Origin of the sequence: Gluconobacter cadivus, assembly GCF_015244745.1 — a bacterium.
Classification (GTDB): Bacteria; Pseudomonadota; Alphaproteobacteria; order Acetobacterales; family Acetobacteraceae; genus Gluconobacter; species Gluconobacter cadivus.
Window position 1 is genome coordinate 177,583 of sequence record NZ_JABCQI010000004.1, and the last position, 24,942, is coordinate 202,524.

At 60.6% G+C, this 24,942-nt stretch carries 23 protein-coding genes, 1 tRNA gene and 1 other RNA gene; 20 read left to right on the forward strand and 5 right to left on the reverse strand.

Features of this window, described 5'->3' with window-relative positions:
• Positions 1-2 precede the first annotated feature (2 nt).
• From HKD28_RS07650 to HKD28_RS07660, 3 genes are read left to right on the forward strand one after another with little or no spacing between them, the layout of a single operon-like run.
• Positions 3-2,465, forward strand: a complete 2,463-nt coding sequence (locus HKD28_RS07650; protein WP_194267793.1) for a TonB-dependent receptor — start codon at positions 3-5, stop codon at positions 2,463-2,465.
• Position 2,466: 1 nt separating this feature from the next.
• Entirely contained in the window at positions 2,467-3,765 is a 1,299-nt protein-coding gene (locus HKD28_RS07655; protein ID WP_194267794.1) for an MFS transporter, read from the forward strand.
• The gene (locus tag HKD28_RS07660) at positions 3,762-4,694 is read left to right on the forward strand and encodes a TauD/TfdA dioxygenase family protein (RefSeq protein WP_194267795.1); all 933 of its coding nucleotides are present in this window, start codon (positions 3,762-3,764) and stop codon (positions 4,692-4,694) included. The genes HKD28_RS07655 and HKD28_RS07660 overlap by 4 nt, the downstream gene beginning before the upstream one ends.
• 135 nt (positions 4,695-4,829) lie before the next feature.
• On the opposite strand, the gene HKD28_RS07665 is transcribed toward HKD28_RS07660, so the two are convergent.
• A tRNA-Ser gene (locus HKD28_RS07665) sits at positions 4,830-4,919 on the reverse strand.
• A gap of 292 nt (positions 4,920-5,211) precedes the next feature.
• On the opposite strand from HKD28_RS07665, the gene rplU reads away from it, so the two are divergent.
• The 4 genes from rplU (at position 5,212) to proB (ending at position 8,070) form a co-directional block, all read left to right on the forward strand.
• On the forward strand, positions 5,212-5,526 hold the full coding sequence (gene rplU / locus HKD28_RS07670; protein ID WP_062494728.1) for a 50S ribosomal protein L21: 315 nt from the start codon (positions 5,212-5,214) through the stop codon (positions 5,524-5,526).
• A gap of 33 nt (positions 5,527-5,559) precedes the next feature.
• Positions 5,560-5,826: a 50S ribosomal protein L27 gene (gene rpmA, locus HKD28_RS07675; protein WP_062027139.1), complete on the forward strand. Its 267-nt coding sequence runs from the start codon at positions 5,560-5,562 to the stop codon at positions 5,824-5,826.
• A gap of 100 nt (positions 5,827-5,926) precedes the next feature.
• Positions 5,927-6,937, forward strand: a complete 1,011-nt coding sequence (obgE, locus tag HKD28_RS07680; RefSeq protein WP_194267796.1) for a GTPase ObgE — start codon at positions 5,927-5,929, stop codon at positions 6,935-6,937.
• The gene (gene proB / locus HKD28_RS07685) at positions 6,934-8,070 is read left to right on the forward strand and encodes a glutamate 5-kinase (protein ID WP_194267797.1); all 1,137 of its coding nucleotides are present in this window, start codon (positions 6,934-6,936) and stop codon (positions 8,068-8,070) included. Before obgE ends, proB begins: the two co-directional genes overlap by 4 nt.
• A 17-nt stretch (positions 8,071-8,087) precedes the next feature.
• Here the strand turns inward: proB and HKD28_RS07690 are convergent, their stop codons facing one another.
• Positions 8,088-8,702, reverse strand: a complete 615-nt coding sequence (locus HKD28_RS07690) for a hypothetical protein (protein ID WP_194267798.1) — start codon at positions 8,700-8,702, stop codon at positions 8,088-8,090.
• 54 nt (positions 8,703-8,756) lie between these two features.
• Positions 8,757-9,023, reverse strand: a complete 267-nt coding sequence (locus HKD28_RS07695; RefSeq protein WP_099286501.1) for a DUF2312 domain-containing protein — start codon at positions 9,021-9,023, stop codon at positions 8,757-8,759.
• A 276-nt stretch (positions 9,024-9,299) separates the two neighbouring features.
• Between HKD28_RS07695 and zwf the strand changes: the two genes are divergently transcribed.
• Both zwf and HKD28_RS07705 read left to right on the forward strand, forming a co-directional pair.
• Positions 9,300-10,769 (forward strand): glucose-6-phosphate dehydrogenase, encoded by a 1,470-nt coding sequence (gene zwf, locus HKD28_RS07700; protein WP_194267799.1) that lies wholly within the window; start codon positions 9,300-9,302, stop codon positions 10,767-10,769.
• Between the two features lie 6 nt (positions 10,770-10,775).
• On the forward strand, positions 10,776-11,246 hold the full coding sequence (locus tag HKD28_RS07705) for a hypothetical protein (RefSeq protein ID WP_174694266.1): 471 nt from the start codon (positions 10,776-10,778) through the stop codon (positions 11,244-11,246).
• 23 nt (positions 11,247-11,269) lie between these two features.
• Here the strand turns inward: HKD28_RS07705 and HKD28_RS07710 are convergent, their stop codons facing one another.
• On the reverse strand, positions 11,270-12,265 hold the full coding sequence (locus tag HKD28_RS07710; RefSeq protein WP_194267800.1) for an alpha/beta hydrolase: 996 nt from the start codon (positions 12,263-12,265) through the stop codon (positions 11,270-11,272).
• Between the two features lie 75 nt (positions 12,266-12,340).
• On the opposite strand from HKD28_RS07710, the gene rnpB reads away from it, so the two are divergent.
• Positions 12,341-12,760: RNase P RNA component class A (gene rnpB / locus HKD28_RS07715), an RNA gene on the forward strand.
• Between the two features lie 138 nt (positions 12,761-12,898).
• Here rnpB and HKD28_RS07720 read toward each other — a convergent pair.
• Positions 12,899-13,051 carry a hypothetical protein gene (locus HKD28_RS07720; protein ID WP_194267801.1) on the reverse strand — a complete coding sequence of 51 codons (153 nt, stop codon included), beginning with the start codon at positions 13,049-13,051 and terminating at the stop codon, positions 12,899-12,901.
• Between HKD28_RS07720 and mraZ the strand changes: the two genes are divergently transcribed.
• The 10 genes from mraZ (at position 13,050) to murG (ending at position 24,929) form a co-directional block, all read left to right on the forward strand.
• Positions 13,050-13,544, forward strand: a complete 495-nt coding sequence (gene mraZ, locus HKD28_RS07725) for a division/cell wall cluster transcriptional repressor MraZ (protein ID WP_194267802.1) — start codon at positions 13,050-13,052, stop codon at positions 13,542-13,544. The genes HKD28_RS07720 and mraZ overlap by 2 nt on opposite strands.
• Positions 13,541-14,497 (forward strand): 16S rRNA (cytosine(1402)-N(4))-methyltransferase RsmH, encoded by a 957-nt coding sequence (gene rsmH / locus HKD28_RS07730; RefSeq protein ID WP_194267803.1) that lies wholly within the window; start codon positions 13,541-13,543, stop codon positions 14,495-14,497. The genes mraZ and rsmH overlap by 4 nt, the downstream gene beginning before the upstream one ends.
• Positions 14,494-15,291, forward strand: coding sequence for a cell division protein FtsL (ftsL, locus tag HKD28_RS07735; protein ID WP_194267804.1), 798 nt, complete (start codon positions 14,494-14,496; stop codon positions 15,289-15,291). The genes rsmH and ftsL overlap by 4 nt, the downstream gene beginning before the upstream one ends.
• An 81-nt stretch (positions 15,292-15,372) precedes the next feature.
• The gene (locus HKD28_RS07740; protein ID WP_194267805.1) at positions 15,373-17,364 is read left to right on the forward strand and encodes a peptidoglycan D,D-transpeptidase FtsI family protein; all 1,992 of its coding nucleotides are present in this window, start codon (positions 15,373-15,375) and stop codon (positions 17,362-17,364) included.
• A gap of 8 nt (positions 17,365-17,372) precedes the next feature.
• The gene (locus HKD28_RS07745; RefSeq protein ID WP_194267806.1) at positions 17,373-18,833 is read left to right on the forward strand and encodes a UDP-N-acetylmuramoyl-L-alanyl-D-glutamate--2,6-diaminopimelate ligase; all 1,461 of its coding nucleotides are present in this window, start codon (positions 17,373-17,375) and stop codon (positions 18,831-18,833) included.
• Entirely contained in the window at positions 18,830-20,203 is a 1,374-nt protein-coding gene (locus HKD28_RS07750; RefSeq protein WP_194267807.1) for a UDP-N-acetylmuramoyl-tripeptide--D-alanyl-D-alanine ligase, read from the forward strand. The genes HKD28_RS07745 and HKD28_RS07750 overlap by 4 nt, the downstream gene beginning before the upstream one ends.
• Positions 20,203-21,294 carry a phospho-N-acetylmuramoyl-pentapeptide-transferase gene (gene mraY, locus HKD28_RS07755; protein WP_194267808.1) on the forward strand — a complete coding sequence of 364 codons (1,092 nt, stop codon included), beginning with the start codon at positions 20,203-20,205 and terminating at the stop codon, positions 21,292-21,294. Before HKD28_RS07750 ends, mraY begins: the two co-directional genes overlap by 1 nt.
• On the forward strand, positions 21,291-22,637 hold the full coding sequence (gene murD / locus HKD28_RS07760) for a UDP-N-acetylmuramoyl-L-alanine--D-glutamate ligase (protein ID WP_194267809.1): 1,347 nt from the start codon (positions 21,291-21,293) through the stop codon (positions 22,635-22,637). The genes mraY and murD overlap by 4 nt, the downstream gene beginning before the upstream one ends.
• Before the next feature lie 4 nt (positions 22,638-22,641).
• The gene (locus tag HKD28_RS07765) at positions 22,642-23,835 is read left to right on the forward strand and encodes an FtsW/RodA/SpoVE family cell cycle protein (protein WP_194262142.1); all 1,194 of its coding nucleotides are present in this window, start codon (positions 22,642-22,644) and stop codon (positions 23,833-23,835) included.
• Positions 23,832-24,929, forward strand: coding sequence for an undecaprenyldiphospho-muramoylpentapeptide beta-N-acetylglucosaminyltransferase (murG, locus tag HKD28_RS07770; protein ID WP_194267810.1), 1,098 nt, complete (start codon positions 23,832-23,834; stop codon positions 24,927-24,929). The genes HKD28_RS07765 and murG overlap by 4 nt, the downstream gene beginning before the upstream one ends.
• Positions 24,930-24,942: the final 13 nt, after the last annotated feature.

A 24,942-nucleotide genomic window follows, 5' to 3' on the forward strand; every position in this document is an offset into this window, starting at 1 on the left:
TCATGCCCGTTTTTCCGTTTTCCAATCGTCACACCATCCGTACGTCCGGAAGCTCCGTCTCTCTGATCGCCCTGCTGACTCTCTCGGTCAGCACAACGGCATTCGCTGCCACAGACGCACCCGTCGCCAAACCCGGCGAGAAGCCCCGCCACGCCACACCCGCGTCGGCACACAAAGCGTCCGCCAAAACACATGCCCTGACCTCTCGTACTGCCGAAAATATCGGCGTGGAGGGGCATCGACAGGCCAACTGGGTGTCCAACCCCGTCTCCGCCGCCACCATCCGCGAGTATGTCGCCGGCACAAACCCGCTCAAGGCCCTGACGCGCCTGCCCGGCGTGCTGTTCAATTCCGGTGACCCGCAGGGCGTGAACACCTGGCAGAACTCGTTCCTGATGCATGGTTTCGACCAAAGCCAGATCGGCATGACGCTGGATGGCATCCCGCTGGGTGACCAGCAGTTCAGCAACGTCAACGGCCTCAGCCCGACATCTGCCATTTCGTCCGAAAATATCGAGCGAATGGACGTCTCGGCCTCCACGGGTTCGGAAAGCGTCGCCAGCACATCCAATCTGGGTGGCACGGTGCAGTTCATCTCCCGCGATCCGTCCCATAAGCGCGGCGCAAGTGTGAACCAGACCTTTGGCAGCAATGCGATGTACCGGACATTTCTGCGGCTCGAAAGCGGCGATCTGAACCCGCAGGGGACGCGTTTTTATGTCTCCTATGCCCGTAACGACACCAACAAATGGCGTGGCGGACAGGACCAGTTCATGCAGCAGGTCAATGCAAAGGTTCTGCACCCCATCGGGCAGGACAGCCGCATCACGGCCTTCTTCGATTACGCGGATCTTCAGATGCAGAACTACCAGGACTACAGCCTGGATATGTTCAACCACGGTGGCTACGCGATCGACAATTTCATCGGACAACCCGGAGGATATGAGAAAGCCTATCGTCTGGCACTGGCCCAGCGCGGTCTGCCCGGCGGACAGGTTCCGGCTGCCTATGCCAACCTCAAGAGCCCCTACACCGCGTCCTATTACGAGGGCGCGCAGATGCAGCATTCCTATATCGGCGGCGTCTCGGCCGATCTCGCTTTAACCGACCGCCTGCGCTGGCAAAGCACCGCTTATGGACATCGTTCCTACCAGCGTGGATCGGTTGCAAGCCCGCTGATCGCGTCGCCCAATGGCGCCCCGCTGATCGATCAGGTCACGCAGCCCGATACGGACCGCTTCGGCTTCACGACGTCCCTGTCCTACCGCATCGCGCATAACGTGCTGAATGCGGGGCTGTGGTACGAAAACACCCATTTCGACATCAGCAAACCGCTCTATCAGGAACCCCTGCTGGAAGACGTGCTCAACGGCACCGCAACGCCGGTCAATGGTCTCGATAATCTCAAGAACCCGTTCCAGAACGGCTATCGACAGGTCTTCAACACCAACACCTTTGTCGCCTATTTTCAGGATACCTATCACGTCACGAACACCATCGCCCTGCATGCCGGTTTCCGTTCCGTCCTGAATACCAGCCGCGTCGGTGCCCTTGCCAACTGGCAGACCTACACCCGCACCACTGCGATTGCAGGCGGAGATTCCCTCACCTCCAGCAAACCGTTCCTCCCGCATTTCAGCGGGGAATGGCGTTTTGCTCCCGGTCATCAGCTTTATTTCGATATTGCGGAGAACGTGAAGGTCTATCCGGTCTCGGGCTATAACAGCGGATCATCACCGTTCTCGACCTCGCAGGCGTCCTATCTGGCGTCCAAAAGCAGCCTGCAACCTGAAACCGACTGGAACTTCGCTGGCGGCTACCGTTACACCGGCCGCCTCATCAGTGGCTCGCTCTACGGCTACCACACGATCTTTTCCAACCGTCTGCAACGCATCTCAACCGGCCCGACAACCCAGCCTTACACCACCATCCAGAATGTCGGCGGCGTGACGATGAGCGGCGTGGACGGTGCCGTCACACTCACCCCCGTCAAAGGGCTGAGCCTGACCAACAGCATCAGCTACAATCGCGCTGTCTATGATGACAACATCACCCAGACCATCAATGGATCGCGGGTGACCTACAACATCAAGGGTCAGCAAGTCGTCGCTTATCCGCGCCTGATGTACCATGCCGATCTGTCCTACACATGGCATGACCTTCAGGCTCACATCGAGGCCCAGTATGTCGGCAAGCGTAACCTCAGCTATACGGGAGATACCAAAGTCCCGTCCTACTGGCTGACCAATTTCGGTGCCCGCTACGACCTGAGCAAACAGCTCCACCGCCTGTCCCATACAGGTTTCGTCCAGCACCTCTCGCTGGACTTCAACGTCTATAACCTGACAAACGTGAAATACATCTCCACCATGGGCCAGAACGGCTATCCCATGGCCGGCGATTACCAGTCTGTCGTCCTCGGTGCCCCACGCCAGTATTTTGGCGCGGTTCATGCGGATTTCTGAGATGCAGACGATGGTTCCCACCGCCTCACTCCTGCCCGCCAGCCGCCTGCCACGGAGCTTCGCACTGCAATATGCCGGGCTTCTGGTTTTCATGATCGGAGATGGTGTCGAGGTCGGCTATCTGTCGCCGTTTCTGGTCCAGACGGGCCAGACGGAGCACTTCGTCGCCCTCCTTTTTACGGCCTATGGTCTGGCTGCTGCCCTGGCGGCCTGGTTCTCGGGCCTGCTATGCGATATTTTCAGCAGCCGCACGGTCATGACGGCAGGCTTGCTGTTCTGGGTTCTCCCGCAGATCCTGTTTCTTGGCGTGGCCATTCCGGCCCACTCTCCCGCGCTCCTGCTGCTGACCTACGGATTACGGGGCGCAGGTTATCCGCTGTTCTCCTACGGGTTGCTGACCCTGCTCGTCACTACGGTCCGGCAGGACCGTCTGGGACGGGCCGTCGGCCTGTTCTGGTTCTGCTTCACCTGCGGCCTGCCCACGGTTGGCTCCATCGTGGCGCAACTCCTGCTGCCGGTTTACGGCCAGTACGTCACGCTCTGGATCGCCCTGCTCGGCGTGGGAGCGGGAGGCGTTCTCGCCATCCTGCCCCTGCCCGCAACGCCCCGGTCGCAGAAAGGGAGACTGAAGGATATCGGCCCGACCCTGCGCGAAACAGTGCGCCAGGTCCGTCACAATCCGGGCGTGGGACTGGCCTGCATCGTACGCGCAGTCAATTCCAGCGCCACACATGGCCTGATCGTCTTCATGCCCTTTTTCTTCACCGGCCGTCTGGGCCTGTCGCAGGATGTGTGGATCCGGTTTCTGGAAATCATCTTCGCCAGCAATATCGTCTTCAACCTGCTGATCGGTTTTGCCAGCGACTATATTTCCTGGCGCCAGACTGTCATCTGGTTCGGCGGCATCGGCAGCGCGCTGAGCTGCGTCGGACTGTACTGGATTCCACTGCTTTACGCACAGAGCAGCCTGTTCACAGTCTACGCCTCTGCTGCCGTCTTCGGCATGACACTCGCCGGATATGTACCGCTCTCGGCCCTGACGCCGTCTCTTTTACCGGATCACAAGGGCATCGCCATGTCCCTGCTGAACCTCGGCGCGGGCAGCAGCGTCTGGATTGGCCCCTTCATCGTCTATGCCTTTGAAGGTGCTGTCGGCACGCAGGGAATCATCCTCATTTACGCCGCACTTTTTCTGGCCAGCGCCATCCTCACTTTTTTCATCACACCCCCGCCCCTCACACGCCCTGACCGTCCTCTCAACAGCACCGCAGTCCCCCAGCCCGAAGGACTTCCCTCATGACGACCCTCCGCCTTGTCCCCAACGAACCCGCTTTCGCCGACACCCTCAGTGCCGAAAAGGTCACGTCTCGCATCGGTGCCATCATTCATGGCGTCAATGCCCGAGAGCCTTTGCCTGAAGAACACAAGGCGTTTCTTCGGGAGACACTGCTGCGCCACAAGGTGATCTTGCTGCGCGATCAGTTCCTCGATGACGCCCAGCACGAAACACTCAGCCGCGTTTTCGGAGACCCGATCCTCCATCCGACCATCCCGGCCGCAGGTGGCACCCCCTATACGTTCGAGCTGAACTCCCGCAACGGCCGCTCCACGGATTCCTGGCACACGGATGTCACGTTCGTCCCCGCCTACCCCAAAGCCTCCATTCTACGCGCCATCACGATCCCACCTTATGGTGGCAGCACTCTCTGGGCCAACACGGCCGCGGCCTATGACGACCTGCCCGCCCCACTCAAACAGCTCGCCGATACGCTCTGGGCCGTTCATGGCAACGACTACGATACCAATTTCTACAAATACGATCTTCGCCATGAGGAAATTGCCGATTTTCGCGCCCGTTTCATTTCAAGAATTTATGAAACAGAGCACCCCGTCGTTCGCATTCACCCGGAAACCGGCGAACGCACACTCGTTCTGGGTCATTTCTTCAAAGAAATCCGCGGAATTCCTACCCAGCACGCCAACCGGTTACTGGAAATCTTCCAGTCCTACATTACGCAGATCGACAACACTGTCCGCTGGAACTGGAAGCCCGGTGATGTCGCCATCTGGGACAACCGCGCCACGCAGCATTATGCCACAGCCGACTTCGACACCCATCCCCGCCTCCTCCGTCGGATCACTGTACGCGGAGACACGCCCATCAGCATTGCGGGCGAAAAAAGCCGCCTGCTCAAAGGTCCGGATGACGGCCAAGACCTCGATCACTGAAACATGAGCAAAGACATTTCCAAACCAGACAACTTTAATGTGTGGCTGCCTCAATTTTTAAGATGGCGTCCACAGTCGGACGCATTTCGACAAACCAGATACCGCTCTGAAAAATATGGGATTTTTTGATTTATCTGGCGGAGAGGGTGGGATTCGAACCCACGGTACCCGCGAAGGCACAACGGTTTTCGAGACCGCCCCGATCGACCACTCTGGCACCTCTCCGTACGGCTCTGCTGTTGCGCTGAACCTGATCGACGGAGGGGCTTATGACGGGCTTTATCCGATATTGCAAGAGGGTAGAAACGCCTTCCTGCGAGAAATATGGTTGCGGCGCGGTTTTTTAGTCGTTTCTGATTGACTGAAAGCCTTCATATCTGTATCGACCGCGGCTGTTCCATACGACCGCATTGTATGTGGTTGCCTTGGAGCCAACGACAAAAAGCGACTGGGTCGCGCCAGACCGGGACCACCCGGCAGCAGCGACCACGAGATCGGAACAGAGAGAGTTTCCAGAATGTACGCAGTCATCCGCACCGGCGGTAAGCAGTATCGCGTTGCTCCCGAGAGCATCCTCAAGGTTGAGAAGCTCGAAGCTGAAGCCGGCAGCACCATCACCTTCACCGACGTCCTGATGGTTGGCGGCGAAGGCACCGTGACCGTTGGCGCACCGCTGGTTGCTGGCGCAACCGTGACGGCAACCGTCGTCGCTCAGGATCGTCTGCCGAAGGTGATCATCTTCAAGAAGCGTCGCCGTCAGAACAGCCGCCGCAAGAATGGACACCGTCAGCCGGTGACCGTCCTGCGCATCAACGCGATCAACGCGGCCTGATTGGCCAGACACTTTAGGTAAGGACAAACAGTCATGGCACAAAAAAAGGCAGGCGGCTCGAGCCGTAACGGACGCGACAGTGCAGGTCGTCGTCTGGGTGTAAAGAAGTTCGGTGGCGAAAGCGTCATCGCAGGCAACATCATCGTCCGTCAGCGCGGCACAAAGATGAAGGCTGGCGCCAATGTCGGTATCGGTCGCGACCACACGCTGTTCGCTCTGGTGGACGGCCACGTGCAGTTTCAGCGCCGCGCAGAAGGCCGCGTCCACGTTTCCGTGGCACTGCCGGAAGCCGCTGAATAAGCCGCCCGCTGTTCCAGCGCGAGCAGAAAGGGCCGGTCCTGTTCGGGACCGGCCTTTTTGCGTATAAAGCGCCCCTCACCTTATTCTTTCGGACAATACGATGAAGTTTCTCGACCAGGCCAAGATCTATGTGCGTTCCGGTGACGGCGGTGACGGCGTGATCGCATTCCGGCGCGAGAAATACATCGAATATGGCGGTCCGGACGGCGGTGATGGCGGTCGTGGTGGCGATATCCTTTTCCGTGCGGTCCCCGGCCTGAATACCCTGATCGATTTCCGCTACACGCAGCATTTCAAGGCCCGTAAGGGCGGCAATGGCGCAGGGTCCAACCGAACCGGGGCTGCTGCTTCGACCGTCACCATTAATGTGCCGGTTGGAACGCAGATTTTCGACGAAGACCGCGAAACCCTGCTGGCTGATCTGGACGCCGAGGGCAAGGAAGTCCTTCTGTGCCGCGGCGGTGATGGCGGCCTTGGTAACACCCACTTCAAGAGCAGCACCAACCGTGCGCCACGCCGGGCCGACAAAGGCTGGCCGGGCGAAGAGCGCTGGGTGTGGCTGCGCCTCAAGCTGATCGCCGATATCGGCCTTGTCGGACTTCCAAACGCAGGCAAGTCCACGCTTCTTTCCGTCGCATCCCGTGCACGCCCGAAAATTGCCGATTACCCGTTCACGACCCTGCACCCCCAGCTCGGCGTGGTTCGCCTGAACAACACCGAAGAATTTGTAATCGCCGACATCCCCGGCCTGATCGAAGGTGCCAGCGAAGGCGCGGGCCTCGGGGACCGGTTTCTGGGCCATGTGGAGCGCTGCGCGACGCTCCTGCACCTGATCGACGGGACGGAAAGTCAGGTCGTCAAACACTGGCGCCTGATCCGCAAGGAACTTGAGGCCTACGATCCGGAGCTTGCAGCCAAGCCCGAAATTATCGTTCTGAACAAATGCGACTCCCTGACGCCCACACAGCGTTCCGCCAAAAAGCGGGCACTGGCCAAGGCATCCGGGGCCGAGGTGCTGATGCTGTCCGGCGCGACGCAGGAAGGCCTGCCCGAACTGCTTCGGATGCTTCAGGATCGTGTGACGGCTGCCAAACAGGACCGGCAGGGATGAACGCTGCGGCTTGTGCTCCTCATCTGGCGCAGGCCCGCCGGATCGTCATCAAGATCGGAAGCGCGCTTCTGGTCGATTCAGCAAACGCGACCCTGCGCCAGCAATGGCTGCAGGGTGTTTGCGCCGACATCTCTGACCTGCGCGCGCAGGGCGCTGAGGTTATTGTGGTCTCGTCAGGCGCAATCTCTCTTGCCCGGCATCGTCTTGGCCTTACGTCCCGCAAACTACGTCTGGACGAAAAACAGGCGATGGCCAGTGTCGGGCAGATCGGACTGGCACAGGGCTGGAGTGCAGCGCTGGCGGACCACAATCTGGTCGCGGCACAGCTTCTTCTGACGCCGGACGATACGGAAAACCGTGAACGCCACCTCAACGCCCGCGCCACGCTCCAGACACTGCTCGATCTGGGCTGCGTGCCGGTCATCAATGAAAATGATGCCATCGCCACCAGCGAAATCCGCTTCGGCGACAATGACCGTCTGGGCGCGCGCGTTGCGCAGATGACGGGAGCGGATTGCCTGGTCCTGTTGTCCGATATTGACGGGCTCTATACGGCCGACCCGCGACAGGACCCGTCTGCACGGCATATTCCCGTGGTCGAACAGATGAGCGACGACATCATGGCCATGGGGGGCGAGCCGCCACCGGGTTATTCATCGGGCGGAATGCGCACGAAACTGCTGGCTGCAAAGATTGCAACGCGCGCCGGTGCGAACATGGTCATCGCGGCCGGACAGGAACACCATCCGCTGCGCAGGCTGCAGAATGGCGGCCTCTGCACCTGGTTCCTGGCCCAGACCGATGCAGGCTCAGCCCGCAAGCGCTGGATTGGCGGGAGCCTCCACCCCAAAGGCTCACTGACAATTGACGCCGGCGCACGCCGCGCTCTTCAGGAAGGGGCCTCCCTCCTTCCCGCAGGCGTAACCAGTCTTGAGGGCATGTTCGGACGTGGCGATCTCGTTGCCATCCGCGATGCTGAAGGCAATGTAATCGGGCGCGGCCTGATTGGCTATGACGCAGAAGAAAGCGTGAAGCTGATCGGACACCGCTCCGGCGAAATGGAGCAGCTTCTGGGATATCGCGGCCGGGATGCGTTAATCCATCGGGACGATCTGGCTCTCGATCATCCCTGACACCCCTGCCCTGCTGCTCAGCCCCTTGGGGGCCAACGCAGCTTGGGTTCGGAACGGGGCTGGTAAGCGTCGCTCTCCGCAACTGTTTTTGCGGACTGCTTCTTGTCAATGGCGCGACTCAGAGGCTGGCGCGCAGTCTCTGTTGCGCCCTGCTCCCATGGCGCGCGCGACCAGACCCGCTCGGACGCACCAGGCAGGTCGTCTCTCGCTGGAGGGGATGCGGCCTTAAAACCCCGGCGCGGCAGGGTCTCAGGGTCTGCCCGTCCCGTAATGCCCTGCCCCGAGCCACTCTGCCCAGGACCATCCTCATAGGACGGCAGATCAGGACGCAGGGTGTGTGCGGGCATCAGATAGTCTTCATCTATCCGCGCCATGCGCTCCTGAGATGCTGTGACGGCCTGTGCCATTGGTTCAGCAGAAGGACTGTCGGGACGGCTCGAAACAGCCAAGCGCAGGTTCAGCGCCCGGAGTTCAGCGCGCATCTCGGCGATCTGGAACTCCAGATCCTGCAACCGGGGCTTGGTGCCGAACACGGCGAACGGCATGCACAGCAGTGCCAGTCCGAAGAGTGCGGCTACCACGACCAGGCACCCGAGGGCCCAGCCTGGCAGCCATGAAAAATCAGACATCATGAGGAGGCCCGGTCCAGTCTGAAAGTGGCGTGTTCGATGTTCCGGCGGCCGGAATTACATTCCAAGGGCGCGACGATAGATATCGAGCAGGGTTTCCTGTTCCTCGATTTCCGCAGGCTCCTGCTTGCGCAGACGGATGATCTGCTTGATGACTTTTACGTCAAATCCAGCCGATTTGGCTTCGGAAAAAATGTCCTTGATATCGCCAGCCAGAGCCTTGCGCTCCTCTTCCAGACGCTCGACACGCTCGATAATGGAGCGCAGACGGTCCGCAGCGATCCCGCCCGTGGCAGCGCCTTCGTTCTTGATTTCTGCATCCATGGTCCGGTTTCCTTATGTCGTCTGGGCTATGTTTTGCCGACGCTGCGCAAACACAGCATCCGCCGCGCGGCTTATCGTGATGAGGGTCGGACGGTCAACGGAATTATGCGCACGTTTCATGAACGCGTGAGCATGACGAAGCTTTTCTCCCGATGTCGTGCACGGCTCATCCCTTGACAGAAAGCCCCCCGACAGGGAACTAGACGGTGCCTGAAACGGCCTGAACCTTAACCCTTTTTTCCCGGTCTGCGGGTTCGAGAGGTCAGAGAGTCTCCCATGGAACATTTTCAGCAGGTCGAACCCTTCGACTATGTCATCTTCGGCGCCACTGGCGATCTCACGATGCGCAAGCTGCTGCCCGCGCTCTATAACCGCCTCCGGCTGGGCCAGATTCCGGATGATGCCCGCATCATCGGAGCCGCCCGGACGGAGCTGAGCCGTGAGGCCTATGTCGCGCGTGCCCGTGAGGCGCTTGAGCGTTTCCTTCCTTCGGATGTCCTGAGCCCCGGACTGGTGGACCGCTTTCTGGCCCGTCTGGACTATGTGACCCTCGACAGCAGCCGCCAGAGCGAACAGTGGGACAGCCTGACGTCCCTCTTCGCCAAGGCACAGCCTGACCGGGTGCGGGTCTTTTATTTCGCAACCGCGCCGCAGCTTTACGGCAGCATTTGCGAAAACCTGCACCGATATGGGCTGATCACGGCCAATTCGCGGGTGGTGCTTGAAAAGCCCATCGGAACGGATATGGCGACCGCAACCGCCATCAATGACGGTGTGGGCCAGTATTTCCCGGAAAAGCAGATCTACCGGATCGATCACTATCTCGGCAAAGAGACGGTCCAGAACGTTCTCGCCCTGCGCTTTGCCAATCCGCTCATCAATGCGGCATGGTCAGCAGAGCATATCGAGAGCGTGCAGATCACCGCTGCCGAGACGGTCGGCGTTGAAGGTCGTGCCGCCTATTACGATACGTCAGGCGCACTGCGCGACATGATCCAGAACCATCTGCTTCAGGTGCTGTGTCTGGTCGCCATGGAAGCGCCGGATTCCCTTGAAGCTGATGCCGTCCGTAACGCCAAGCTGGCGGTTCTGAACGCGCTGCGCCCGATTACGGAAGCCAGCGCAGCGACCGAGACCGTACGTGCGCAGTACACGGCCGGCGTGATCGGCGGCGAGAATGTTCCGGGCTATCTTGAAGAATTGGGCACGCCCAGCGCCACCGAAACCTTTGCCGCAGTCCGCGCCTGGGTGGATACGCCCCGCTGGAAGAACGTGCCGTTCTATATCCGTACGGCCAAGCGTTCGGCCCGCAAGGTCAGCGAGATCGTCGTGACGTTCCGCCCGGCTGCGACCACGATGTTCGGCGCCACTCCCGCCAGCAACCGCCTCGTGTTGCGCATCCAGCCCAATGAGGGTGTGGAACTGCGCTTGAACGTCAAGAACCCCGCGCTGGATGTGTTCAACCTCCACACGGCGGATCTGGACACCTCCATCCGTATGGAAGGCGGCATGCCCTTCCCCGACTCCTACGAGCGGCTGCTGCTTGACGCGGTCCGGGGTGATCCGGTCCTCTTCATCCGTCGCGACGAAGTCGAAGCTGCATGGCGCTGGGCTGAACCGGTCCTTGATGCGTGGAAGCATAATAAGGTACCCATGCAGACTTACAGCGCCGGTTCCTACGGTCCGGAGCAGGCGACCCGTCTGCTTGCCGAGCATGGCGACACCTGGCACGAAGCCTCGGAGTGACCACATTTGAGTGATGATAAAAGCGCAACGCCCCGTCTGGGCCGCGCGCCGGGCAAAAATACACGCCGTCAGCCCCGCAGCTTCAAACAGCTTCTGCTGCGGCGGCTTCTGATCGTCATCCCGGCTTTTCTGCTCATGTTCATTGCAGTCCGGAGTGGGCTGCTGGACATGTCTTATGACAAGATCACGTTCAGCAAGCTGAGCTGGTTCGATAACACCGCTCTAGTGGAGCATCTCCGCCTTGCGGTGGTGAAGGACAATCTGACGGATCTACCGCGCAACTGCCTCGTCTTCGTCGTTAACGGTAGCGCGTCCGACAACACGCCGACGATGGACGTTCTCGGACGGCACGGCAATGGTTGCCCCGGCGAGAAACCATCAGCCGACAAACTGTTCAGCCTGAAGATCAACCGTGCCGACCGGACCGTACAGACCGATGCGGGAACGCCCGGTTCCTTCCACGATCTGCCTCTCTGAGATGTTCTAAAAAACGGAGCGCCCTAGGACGCTCCGTTTTTCTCCTGCGCAAAAGCCTCGCGCAGAAACATTCCCCCTTCTCTCAACGCCCGCCGCCCATCGCGAAACAGCGCGTAGCCGTTCAGGAAACCATGAATCATGCGCGGGAAGTTTTTCAGCACAACCGGCACCCCGGCCTCATTCAGGCGACGGGCATAAAGTTCGCCTTCGCCCCTGAGTGGATCGAACCCCGCAGTGACGATCATAGCGGGCGGCAGAGTCTCGAAATCGTCAGCCAGCAATGGCGAAAATTCCGGATCGAAAAGCTGCTCCGCACTCGCCAGCGTCTGGCCACAATACCAGTACAGAAGCTCCGCACTCAGCATGTAGCCGTCCGCATAAGCCTGACGGGACGGCGGAACAAACGGACCGCTCAGGGCGGGATAATACAAAAGCTGGGCGCTGAGCGGGCGTGATCCCCGCGCCCGCACCCATTGCGTGAGCGCGGCGGAAAGATTGCCCCCCGCACTGTCACCCGCCACAGCCACAGGCATATCGGCTGGCACAGTCGTGAAAATCCACTCCAACGCGGCTTTGGCATCATCCAGAGCAGCCGGGAAACGGTGCTCGGGCGCAAGACGATAATCCAGCGACAGCATCATCGCCCCTGAAGACGCCGCAAGGCGGCAGCAGATCCCATGATGCGAGACGAGATCGCAATGCACGAATCCGCCGCCGTGCAGAAACAGCACAACACCTCTGACTTTCCCCCGTGGCCGGTACAGACGGGCATTCCGCTCTCCCTCCGCTCCGGGAACACGGATCTCACGCCACCGCCGGATCCGTAGCGACGAAAGACTGACCGGGAAACTCGGGCGTCCCGTCACACGGCGGATCTGTTGCAGAACGTCCGCAGAAGGCTGTGGGGCAGGGATGGGCGGAATTTCGTCAAGAGCGATTGTTCGCGGTGCAACACCACGTCTGCGGCTCTGTCGGGCCAGCCAGAACAGGAAGATCCGCAATGTCAGGGTCGGGCGCATTTATCCCTTATGCTCCGGTCATCAGTAAAAGTCTGCCCTTGACCCCGCAGGCGTCCCGGAGCAGTGTCTGCCCCGCCAGACGGCTGGACGATCGCTGTGTGTGCGATGAGGATCGCATACAGGGAGGAAAGTCCGGGCTCCACGGGAAAACGGTACCGGTTAATTGCCGGCGGGGGCGACCCTAGGGACAGTGCCACAGAAAACAGACCGCCCGCCGGACTGTTTTTTCAGCGATTTATCGCGGGGAAAATACGTTGCGGGTAAGGGCGAAACGGTGCGGCAAGAGCGCACCGCATCTCCGGCAACGGCGATGGTCACGGTAAACCCTACCGGGAGCAAGACCGAATAGGAACGGCAGGTTTCCGCAAGGAAGCCGGGGGCTTCTCGCCCCGTCGTTCGGGTTGGTTGCGTGAGGCCTGCAGCAATGCAGGTCCCAGAGGAATGATCGTCCCGCTTTCGGGCGGACAGAACCCGGCTTACAGGCCGTCTGGCACCCTCTGAAAATCTGTTCTTCCAGTAATTGTCCCCTCCCCCAAAGAAGAACAAAAACAGAACAAATAACGGCAGGTATAGATCCGCCTCCGCGATTATCCCTGATAAACCCTAACAAACAGCAAAAATTTTTGTCACATTTCAACTTTTGAAAATGCCGCAGTTTTCTGCGGTTTTTTGATGATATCTGTTTGACGTCCCATGAAATCCCATGATATCCCAATAAAGACCAAGCCAAATAATCAGCAGCCGAATACCCGGTTTCTGAATGCAGGAAGGAGGCACATCGTTCATGAGCATGTTCCTCGGCACGCATCAGAACCGTTTCGATGCCAAGGGACGCGTCTCTATTCCTGCACCTTTCCGTGCTGCCCTGAAATCTCAGGCCCAGCCGGGCGACCCGCTGGTTATTCTCCGCCCGTCCCATCTCCACCCATGCATTGAGGGTTGGACGGTTGGCGCTTTCGCCTCCCTTGCCACCCCGCTTGACGAATACGATCCATTTTCGGAAGACCACGAAGATCTGGCCGCCAGCCTCTACGCGGATGCTTATCCGCTGGACAGCGACAAGGAAGGCCGCATCATTCTGCCCGAAACCCTGCGCACCCACGCGGCGCTGACGGATGAAGTGTCTTTCATGGGGCTGGGACGGACATTCCAGATCTGGCATCCCGCCGCTGCCGAAGAGCGCCGTCAGGCCGCCCGGAGCCGTGCAAAAACACTTGCAACCAGCCGTCGCCCCATCAGCGCGCCCGCCGCCACAAACACTGCGGGAGCAGCCGAATGAACGCGATCACTCTGGTTCACTCGGGGCACGTCCCCGTCATGCTGCACGAGGTACTCGAAGCCCTCGCACCCCGCGCTGGTGGCCGGTATCTGGACGGTACGTTCGGTGGCGGTGGCTATGCCCGCGCCATTCTGAACGCTGCTGACTGCACCCTCGACGGCATCGATCGTGATCCGGCGGCTATCGAACGCGGAAACGCCATGGCCGTTCAGGCCAACGGGCGGCTGCGGATGCATCAGGGCACGTTCGGTGACATGGAAGCTCTGGTCGGCGCAGAAGGCCCGTTTGACGGCATCGTACTGGATCTGGGCGTCTCGTCCTTCCAGATCGATCAGGCCGAGCGCGGCTTTTCCTTCCGGAACGACGGTCCGCTGGACATGCGTATGGGTTCGGACGGTCCTTCCGCCGCCGATCTGGTCAATGACCTCAAGGAAGCGGACCTCGCGGACATTCTTTACCGATACGGCGAAGAAAAACTCTCCCGCCGCATCGCACGCGCCATTGTGGCGGCCCGTGCTGAAGCTCCGATCACCACCACCGGCCAGCTTGCCCATATCATCCGCTGCTGCGTCCCCCGCGACCGTGCCAATATCGACCCCGCAACCCGCAGCTTTCAGGGGTTGCGGATTGCTGTGAACGACGAGCTTGGCGAACTGGAGCGGGCCTTGGAAGCAGCGCCGCGCCTTCTGGCGCCGGGTGGTATTTTCGTGGTTGTCACCTTCCATTCCCTCGAAGACCGTCTGGCGAAACGTGCCATGGCTGTTCTCGCAGGACGGACGGGAAATCCTTCCCGCTACGAACCGGCTCCGCTTCGTCAGAACGCGCCGGCTTTTTCCCTTCTCCATTCCCGCCCCCTCTCCGCTACGGACGAGGAATCCCGGGAAAATCCGCGCGCCCGCAGCGCCCGTCTGCGTGCACTGGTCCGTAATCCCGCCTCAGGAATCTCCTCATGATCCGGCCCTTCACCGTCGCCTGTGCCGTCCTTGCCGCAGGATCCGGCCTGTTTCTCTATACGAAGAAGCATGAGACTACGGTTCTGGACCAGCAGATCACGAAAATCGTGCAGGACACGCAGCGCGTGCGAAGCCAGACCGCCATGCTACGGACGGAATGGGCCCTTTTGAACCAGCCGGACCGCCTCAACACACTCGCTGCCCGCTTCGTCCCGGCGCTCCATCCGATGGAGCCTGACCAGTTCATCCGCATGACGTCTCTTGAAGCGCATCTTCCAGCCCCCGGCTCGAAAGCGCAGGCGGCAGATCCTCGCGAAGGTCTGCATGAAGTCGTCAACAGGGCAGCAGAAGCCGCACATCTGCCCCTGCCCGCCCCGCAGCAGCCTGTTGTGCATGCACCTCCTCCTGCCCAGAGCACGCCCGCGCCCCGACCAGTGGTCGTAGCCATGGCAAGTCACCCTGCCCCGGTCGTCGTCAAACCTGCTGCGATTTCGGCACACCCTTCCCATGCCCATACTGCGGACGTCCAACTCGCCTCTGCCGCTTCGCATCCAGCTACAGCGTCCGTTCACAGCCATGCTGACACGGCGCCGAACGTGCATCTCGTCAGCTATCGTGAGAGCCACCCTGCTCCGCTGATGGTGGCTGCCTGGCATCCGCAGACTGTTCATGTCAGCCATGCGCCTGTAACGACCCGCCTTGCGGAAGAGCGTCCGCGGGCGCATCACGCTCAACTTTCCGCTCTGGCAAATGTAAATGACGCATTGCCCGCGCCGGTGCCGTTGGCTAACTGAAAGCCCCTTCATCGTTAACCGCTCGTTCAGCATTCTCAGATAGCTTAGGGCGAGCCCTTCAACAGGACGCACCCCCGCACGATGCCCCAGGACGTGCCACCTTCTTCCGGTTCGCAGCGCCCCGCGCGTCAGGATGTCCCGTCAGGACGTCCCCGGAAAGGTGCGGCATCACGAAGAGGTAGCCGCCTGAATCTCGACCAGATGCACGGACGCCTTCTGGGCGTCGGAATGGGCTTTCTGGCGATTTATGGTGCCGTAGCGCTCAAGGCGACCGTCGCCACGGTCCTGATGCCGATGGAGCCCGAAAAGCGGCAGATCGCCCCACAGGTTCCCGAGATTCCCAAAAGCGATCCGCGCGGGGAAATGTCCGGCGATTTCGTACTGCCGACCGTCAAGCGCGCCACCATCACGGACCGCACGGGTCAGGCTCTGGCGCTCTCTCTGCCCGTGGCGCAGGTCTATGCCAATCCAATGGAGCTGATCGACCCGGCAGACGCAGCAGACAAACTCCGCAAAGTCCTCCCACAGCTTGACCGGGATGAGACGATCCGGCGTTTGTCGCTTAAAAAACAGTTCGTTTATCTGGCGCGCGATATTTCCCCCGTTCAGGAAATCGCCATCAACAATCTGGGTATTCCGGGCATCTATTTCGAAGCTGGCGAACGCCGTCACTACCCGCTTGGCCGGACCGCCGCACAGATCATGGGCAGCGTCGATATCGACGATCATGGCATCGCGGGTGTGGAGCGGTATTTCGACAAGCGCCTGAATTCCGACAAATCTCCGCTGCGCCTGTCTCTGGACGTTCGCGTACAGACTGTCGCGCATGACGAGCTTCAGGCCGCAAAAGACGAATTCTCCGCCATTGGTGCCAGCGCCATCGTCATGGATGTCCGCACCGGCGAAATTCTGGCGATGGTCAGCCTGCCCGATTATGACGCCAACGATTTCGGACACGCCCCCAACGATGCGCGCTTCAACCGCGCCGTTACCGGCATGTATGAACCCGGTTCGACCTTCAAGCTCCAGACCGCCGCAATGGGCCTTCAGCTTGGTGTCGTGCATATCTGGGACCGCTTCTCGACCATTCCGATCAGGGTCGGGCGCTTCACCATCCGGGACATGAAGACGGACCATTTCGCCCCGTGGCTCTCGCTGCCCGGCGTTCTGGCGTTTTCGTCCAACCCTGCCGCCGCACATATCGCGCTTGATGTCGGTGCGGCCCGACAGCAGGACTGGTTGCGGAACATGGGCTTCTTCAACCGTGTTCCTGTCGAACTGCCCGAAGCCGGACGTCCGCTCGTTCCAGCTTCGCGCAACTGGGGTATTTCCACCGTTATGACAGTCGGCTTCGGTCATGGTGTGGCCGAACCGCCGCTTGCAATCGTGCGTGGAACAGCCGCGACCGTGAATGGTGGCATCCTGCTCAAACCAACGCTCGTAGCCCGCGATACCGAAGACGATAGCAAGCCGACGCCCGATGCTGATGCGGCACAGCTTCGCCCGGTCGCATATCGTCCGGATTCCGACAGCGACGAAATCGGTGCCGAAACGCCTGTGGGCACACGAGTTCTGTCTGAACAGACGTCAGCCCTCCTGCGCAAACTTCTGCGCCTCGACGTTACGATGGGAAGCGGTAAATCCGCTGAAGTTCCAGGCTATTATGTCGGCGGAAAAACCGGCACAGCGGAAAAGATTGGCGCCCATGGCGGCTATCTGAAGCACGTCAACGTCTCTGCCTTCACCAGCGTCTTTCCGATGAACAATCCGCATTACGCCGTCTATGTCATGCTCGACAGTCCACAGGGAACCGCCGCGACCCATGGCTGGACGACGGCAGCCTGGAACGCAGCCCCGACGGTAAAAAAGATCATTTCCCGCGTCGGCCCGATCCTGAACCAATTCCCGGATCTTACGAACAAAGACGCTATCGATGCCTCTCTGGCCATTCCGATGAACCCGGTCGTCCCCGCCGGTTATCATGCCCTCGGCCCCGGAAATGACCCCGGAGACCCGCGTAATCAGCCTCACGAACCCAAGACCACCTCTCCGAAGACCAAGACACAGCACTGAACCGTCCCATGCGCCTCTCCCAGCTCTTCGCCCTCTGTGGCACATCGCAGTCCCTGACGGACGATCCTGACATTCTGGCCGTCACTGCCGACAGCCGCAGGGTCGGACCGGGCGCGCTGTTCTTTGCCCTACGCGGCGCAAAGCAGGATGGGAGCGCCTTCATCGCACAGGCCCTCTCACAAGGCGCCGCCGCAGTCATCGCAGATCATGATACGGCAGAGATCCCGGCCCAGATCCCTGTGATCGTGCGCCCGGATGCCAAGCATCTTCTGGCCTGCATGGCTTTCGCCCTTGCTGGCCCGCAGCCCTCCTGTATCGCGGCGATCACCGGAACAAACGGGAAAAGCAGCACGGCCGATTTTCTCCGGCAACTCTGGATCCTTCAGGGAAACCGCGCGGCCAGTCTGGGAACGCTTGGGCTTGTGTCGGATACAAAAATCCCCGCCCCTCCAAGCCTCACCACGCCCGATCCCGTTTCGCTAGCCCAGACTCTTGCCGCACTGGCCGGGAACGGGGTGGATCACGTCGCGCTTGAAGCCTCCTCGCACGGACTGGAGCAGCACCGCCTAGACGGCATCACACTGACAGCGGCTGGCTTTTCCAACCTGACGCGCGATCACCTCGACTATCATCTGACGCTGGACGCCTACCGCACGGCCAAACTGCGCCTGTTTGACGAAGTCCTGCCCGAGGGCGGCATTGCAGCCGTCAATGCCGACATGGACAGCGAAACTTTCGCAGCCCTTCAGGCGATCGCGGCCAGACGAAACCTGAAACTCCGCAGCGTCGGACGCAATGGCACCGCCCTTCGGCTGATCGAGGCCCGTCCCACGCCCTCCGGTCAAATCCTCCGTCTGGCGCTGCATGGCGAGGAGCTACCCGAGCTGTCTCTTTCACTACCGGGCCGTTTTCAGGCCGACAACGTCATGCTGGCAGCAGCCATGTGCTGGACGGACAAGGCCAACGCCAAGCAGGTTGTCGAACTTCTATCGCGACTGACAGGTGTCCACGGCCGCTGCGAACGGGCGGTCGAGCTGCCCAACGGTGCCGCGGCCTATGTGGATTACGCCCACACGCCCGATGCCCTCGACTGTGTCCTGTCCAGCCTGCGCCCACATACGACGGGCCGTCTGGTCGTGGTGTTCGGCGCAGGCGGGGACCGCGACCGGGGCAAACGTCCGCTGATGGGAGAGGTCGCGGCACGTATGGCAGATCTGGCCATCGTCACGGACGACAATCCGCGCACGGAAGACCCCATGACGATCCGCTCCGAAATTAGGGCCGCCTGCCCGGACGCTCTGGAAATTGCAGACCGCCGCAGCGCCATCGCAGCGGGGCTTGAGGCCCTGAAGCCCGGCGATATTCTTGTCGTAGCGGGCAAGGGACACGAACAGGGGCAGATCGTAGGCACGGACATCCTGCCTTTCGACGATCGTCTCGTCCTCCGCGAACTGGCAGGTGCAGCATGAGCGTTCTGTGGACCAGCGCAGACCTGCGCACTGCGACGGGCGGCACGCTTGAGGCCGATGTCCACGTCACGGGCATCTCAATCGACACTCGCACGCTCGCGCCCGGAGACCTGTTCATCGCCCTGCGTGGCGAAAGCAGCGATGGCCACGCCCATATCCGGCAGGCTCTGGACAAGGGCGCGGCCTGTGTCCTCGTGCACGACACCGCCGGTCTGGACGATCCGCGCCTTCTGATCGTTCCCGACACCATGACCGCACTGGTGGATCTGGGTCGCTATGCCCGCGCCCGTTTCCGCGGAAAAGTCGTGGCCATTACCGGGAGCGTCGGCAAAACAACGACCAAGGACATGCTGAAGGTCGCCTTATCCGCGATCGGCCCGACACATGCCGCCGTGGCCTCCTACAACAATCACTGGGGCGTTCCCCTCACGCTGGCCCGGCTGCCGCAGGACGCGCGCTTCTGCATTAGCGAAATTGGCATGAACCATGTGGGAGAAATCGCGCCCCTTGCCGCGCAGGTCCGTCCCGATGTGGCCATTATCACCACGATCGGCACGGCGCATCTCGGCCACATGGGCAGCATCGAAGCGATTGCACAGGAAAAAGCCTCCCTGTTCGGCGCTCTTCCCGTCCATGGGATCGCAATCGTCCCTGATGATGCTCACGGGCAGACAGTCTTTGCCGGCGCTCTTCCTGAAGGCTGCACGCTCTGGCGGTCAGGCTTTTCCGCAACAGCGGAACTCCGCCTTGAAGACCTGAACTGCACGGCGGAAGGCAGTCATTTTTTGCTCCACACGCCCAACGGCGAGCAAAACGTGACGCTCACTGCACCCGGCGAACATCTTGCCAGAAACGCAGCTCTGGCCCTCGGCGCTGTTGCAGCCCTTGGCGAAGACGTCGCAGCAGCAACCCACGCCCTGAACGGTTTCGTGCCAGGCGCAGGACGCGGACAGATCCGCACGATCCTGAACGACGTGCGCCTGCTGGATGAGAGCTACAACGCTTCCACCCCCAGCGTCCGCGCCGCTTTGGCGACGCTTGCCCTCCTTCCGGCCCAGCGACATGTCGCAGCCCTCGGAGACATCCGCGAGCTCGGTACATTCGCCGATGCCGAACATCGCTCGCTGGCTGACGCCGTGCAAACCGCAAACGCTCTTACGTTCTGCTGCGGCCCACACATGCGCGCCCTTTATGACGCGCTTCCCTCCGAACTTCAGGGAGGATACGCCGCCGATGCCGCCTCCCTCGCTCCCATTCTTCTTGATGCCCTCCGCCCCGGCGATCTCCTGCTCGTGAAAGGCAGCTTCGGCAGCCGGATGCGTGACGTGATTTCAGCCCTCGACAACGCCTCCAGCCCGGTTTCTGCCTGATGCTTTTCAATCTTATCGCCGCTCACGACACGTCTCATGGCGGGTTCTTCAACCTGTTCCATTACCTGACGTTCCGCTCAGGCTGCGCCTGCCTGACGGCACTGGTCATCTCGCTGACACTGGGCAAACCCTTCATCGCACAGCTCAAACGCATCCAGCGCGAAGGCCAACCGATCCGCTCCGTGGGCCCCGAACGACACATTCTGGAAAAAGCCGGCACGCCGACAATGGGCGGGATGCTGATCCTGATTGCGCTTTTCTCGGCAACACTTCTCTGGGCGGATCTCACAAACGGCTTCGTCTGGGCCGTCATGCTGACGACGGCCGCTTTCGGCGCCGTTGGCTTTGCCGACGATTATCTGAAGCTCTCCAAGCGCAACACGACAGGGGTCTCAAAGCGCACCCGGCTGTGCTGCGAATTCCTGACATCGCTGATTGCCGGCATCTGGCTGCAACATTTGACGCCGCCAGAACTGCGCAACATGGTCGCCTTCCCTTTCGTCAAGGATGTGCTGCTGCCGCTGGGTTATGCGTTTCCGATCTTCGCCATGATTGCCATCACCGGCTTCGGCAACGCCGTGAACTTCACGGACGGTCTGGACGGACTGGCCATCGTACCGGTCGTGATTGCCGCACTGGTCTTCGCCCTGATTTCCTATCTGGTCGGCAACCATGTCTTTGCGGACTATCTGCAACTCCATCCGGTTCCGGGTACGGGCGAACTGGCGGTTTTCTGCGCGGCCCTGATCGGCGCGGGCCTTGGGTTTCTATGGTTCAACGCCCCGCCTGCGGCTGTTTTCATGGGCGATACCGGCTCCCTGTCCCTCGGCGGAGCGCTTGGCGCCATCGCGGTCGCCACCAAGCATGAACTCGTCCTGTGCATCGTAGGCGGCGTTTTCGTAGCCGAAACCCTTTCGGTCGTCATTCAGGTCTTCTGGTTCAAACGAACGGGACGCCGCGTGTTCCTCATGGCGCCGCTGCATCATCATTTTGAGAAAAAGGGCTGGCAGGAACCTAAAATCGTCATCCGCTTCTGGATCGTCTCCATTGTGCTCGGCCTCTGCGGCCTTGCGACCCTGAAACTGCGATGAACGCCTTTTCGCCCAACCTTCTCACAGGCGAGCGTTATGCCGTCTGCGGTCTGGGGCGCAACGGTGCGGCTGTCGTCCAAGCCCTGCTCGGAATGGGCGCAGAGGTTCAGGCCTGGGACGATCGCAACGCCGATCTGCCTGCACATCTGAACCTGACGCTTGCGCCCTTGACCGATCTGTCCGGGATGACGGCCCTCATCCTGTCCCCGGGTATTCCGCACCTGCTGCCAAAGGCGCATCCTGTCGCAGATCTCGCCCGCACGCAGGGCGTCCAGATCCTGTCCGATGCCGAAATCCTGTATCGGGTCGTTCGGAAATCCGGCTCAAAAGCCGCGTTCGTGGCCGTCACCGGCACAAACGGCAAATCGACGACAACAGCCCTGATCGCCCATCTCTTTACGATGGCCGGGCGTCCCTGCGTGGCAGGTGGAAATCTCGGAACAGCCTCTTTGGCCTTGCCGCTCCTGCCCGATAATGGCGTCTATGTGATCGAAATGTCGTCCTACATGCTTGAGCGGCTGGACCGTTTCCATGCCAGCGCGGCCTGCCTGCTGAACCTGACGCCCGATCATCTGGACCGGCATGGCGACATGACCGGATATGCCGCCGCCAAAGCGCATGTGTTCGACAATATGGGCTCCGGTGACCTCGCCGTGATTGGCACCGATGATGACTGGTGCCGCGCTATCGCGTCACAGTTCGCAGCGCGCGGTGTGCAGGTCATGGAACTGGACGCCGATACTCTGCCCCCCTTCGAGGGGCCGGCGCTTCCGGGCCGACACAATGCCCAGAATGTTGGTGCAGCCTGCGCCATTGCGCGTCATCTCGGCCTTGATGAGGCAGCACTCCGCGACGGTCTGAAATCATTTCCCGGCCTGGAACATCGCCTGCAAAAAGTCGCGGAATGCGCTGGTGTGTCGTTTATCAATGACAGCAAAGCCACAAATGCAGAAGCTGCCTCCAAGGCTCTTGCTTCCTATGACAGAGTCATGTGGATTGCGGGCGGCGTTGCAAAAGCGGGCGGCATCGAAAGCCTTGCACCGTTCTTCAACCATATCGCACAGGCCTTTCTGATCGGGCAGGATGCGGACACTCTCGCTGGGACACTGGCCATACACGGCGTGCCTTTCCAGCAGTGCGGAACGCTGGAGAATGCCGTCTCGGCAGCCTTCAGCGCAGCTCTCGCCCAGATTGTCCCGGTTGTTCTGCTCTCACCCGCCTGTGCAAGTTTTGATCAATTTCGCAGTTTCGAGGATCGTGGGTCACACTTTCTTCATATTTGCGATAATATTGTGAAATCAGGCCATTCAGGCACCACGCTCACGCAAAAGCTGGAGAATTGACACCATGTCGGGACTGTCCCGTGTCGAGACCTCCGCTGTCGCCCGCTGGTGGCGAAACCTTGATCGCGTCACGCTGGCCTGCGTCGGCCTGCTGATCGGTCTGGGGTATGTGCTGATGCTCGCCGCCAGTCCTGCGGTGGCATCGCGCATCGGTGCCTCGCGCAACATGTTCATTCTCAAGCAGGTGATCTTTCTGGCGCTGGCTGGTGGGATCGTGCTCGGCACGTCGTATCTGTCCCGCAAAGCCATCAAAAGACTGGCGATCATCGGCGGGATCATCGCACTCGGTGCTACGGCCATGACGCTGGTTCATGGTATGGAAATCAAGGGCGCGCGCCGATGGATCGCGCTGCCAATGATGTCCGTGCAGCCCTCCGAATTCCTCAAGCCCTGCTTTGCGGTCGTGACAGGCTGGCTGCTTTCCGCACGACGTTCTGTCGTCATGTGGGGCAATATCGCCTTTCCGGGCATGCTGATTGCCTTCCTGTGCTTCGGCTTCATCCTGCTCCTGCTGAAATCACAGCCGGATATCGGAATGCTCTCCGTCATCACGATGGTCTTCATGACCCAGCTTTTCGTGGATGGGCTCAAACTCTACTGGGTTGGATTGTGCGTTGCAGGCATGGCAGGCGCCTTTGCTGTGGCCTATATCGTCTTTCCGCACGTCCAGTCCCGCGTCCAGCGCTTCCTGCATCCCGATGTCGGTGATCATTACCAGATCGACACCGCATTACGTGCCTTCGGAAACGGTGGCCTTCTGGGACGCGGCCCGGGTGAAGGACGGGTAAAGGACCTGTTGCCCGACGCCCATGCCGACTTCGTCTTCGCGGTTGCTGGTGAAGAATACGGCCTGATCCTGTGCGTGATCATCATTCTGCTTTTCGGAACGATCGTTTTGCGGACCCTCCTCAAGCTGATGCATGAAGACGATCCGTTCGTCATTGTTTCTGCTGCGGGACTGGTGACGGGTTTCGGCCTTCAGGCCTTCGTCAACATGGGTTCGACATTGCATCTGATCCCGACAAAGGGCATGACCCTCCCCTTCATTTCCTATGGCGGCAGTTCGGCAATGTCGGTCGCCCTGACCATGGGAATGGTTCTGGCCCTGACCCGCCATCATGTCGGCCAGAGCAAAATCGCACAAAGAGCCGCTGCATCTTACGGCCAGAACCCGTTGTTTGAGAGGAATGCGCCGTGAGCCGCCCCATCGTTATCGCCGCCGGTGGCACCGGGGGACATTTCTTTCCAGCCGAAGCCGTTGCAACCGTTCTTGCAGAGCGAGGCCATGACCTCGTTCTCATGACCGACGCTCGGCATGGACGCCGAGACACGGGCCTGTTCAAAGACCTTCCGCAATATGTGCTGGATGGTGCCGGTGTGGCAGGCAAGGGCCTTGGCGGAAAAATCCGTGGCGTGCTCGCATTGCTCCGCGGCATAGGAGAAGCACGTCGCGTCCTCAAATCCCTCGATGCAGCAGCCGTCGTCGGTTTTGGCGGCTATCCGTCCATTCCGCCCCTGACCGCATCCCGGTTTCTGCCTTCCGCAAAGCGGCCCCGCATGGTCATTCATGAGGGCAATGCGGTCCTTGGTCAGGCCAATGCCTTCCTGTCCCGCTTTTCTCCCCTGATCGCCACATCCTACGCGACGGTCGCGCGCCTCCCGCAAAACGCACAGACGACGCTCACTGGTATGCCCGTGCGCGCAGGCATCGAAGCGCTCTTTGAAAACGCCTATGCGGTGCCCGAAGAGCAGATCAACCTTCTGGTCTGGGGTGGTTCTCTCGGAGCGCGGGTCTTTTCCGAGATCGTTCCACAAGCTCTGGCCGCTCTGCCCGAGGAACTCCGCAAGCGCCTCAAAGTCACACAGCAGATCAAGGCTGACGATCTGGACCGCGTCCGCACCATCTATGCCGATGCCGGTATCGAGGTTGAAGCTGCACCGTTTTTCACCGATGTGCCAACCTGCCTCAAAGACGCACATCTCGTGATCGGTCGTGCGGGCGGCTCTTCGGTCGCGGAACTGACCATGTCAGGCCGCCCCTCCATTCTCGTTCCTCTGCCCATCGCGGCCTCCGATGAACAGGGGGCGAATGGTCAGGCGCTCGTGGATGCGGGTGCCGCCTGGATGATCCGCCAGCCTGATTTCACGCCCGCAGCCCTAACCACTCTGCTGACGGACCTGTTTTCCCATCCTGAAAAGCTCGAAAATACAGCAAAAGCCGCTCATTCCTGCGCGCGCCCTCATGCTGCCGTAAAAGTCGCGGATCTGATTGAATCCGCTCTTCGTCCCTGATCCCCCGTTTCTA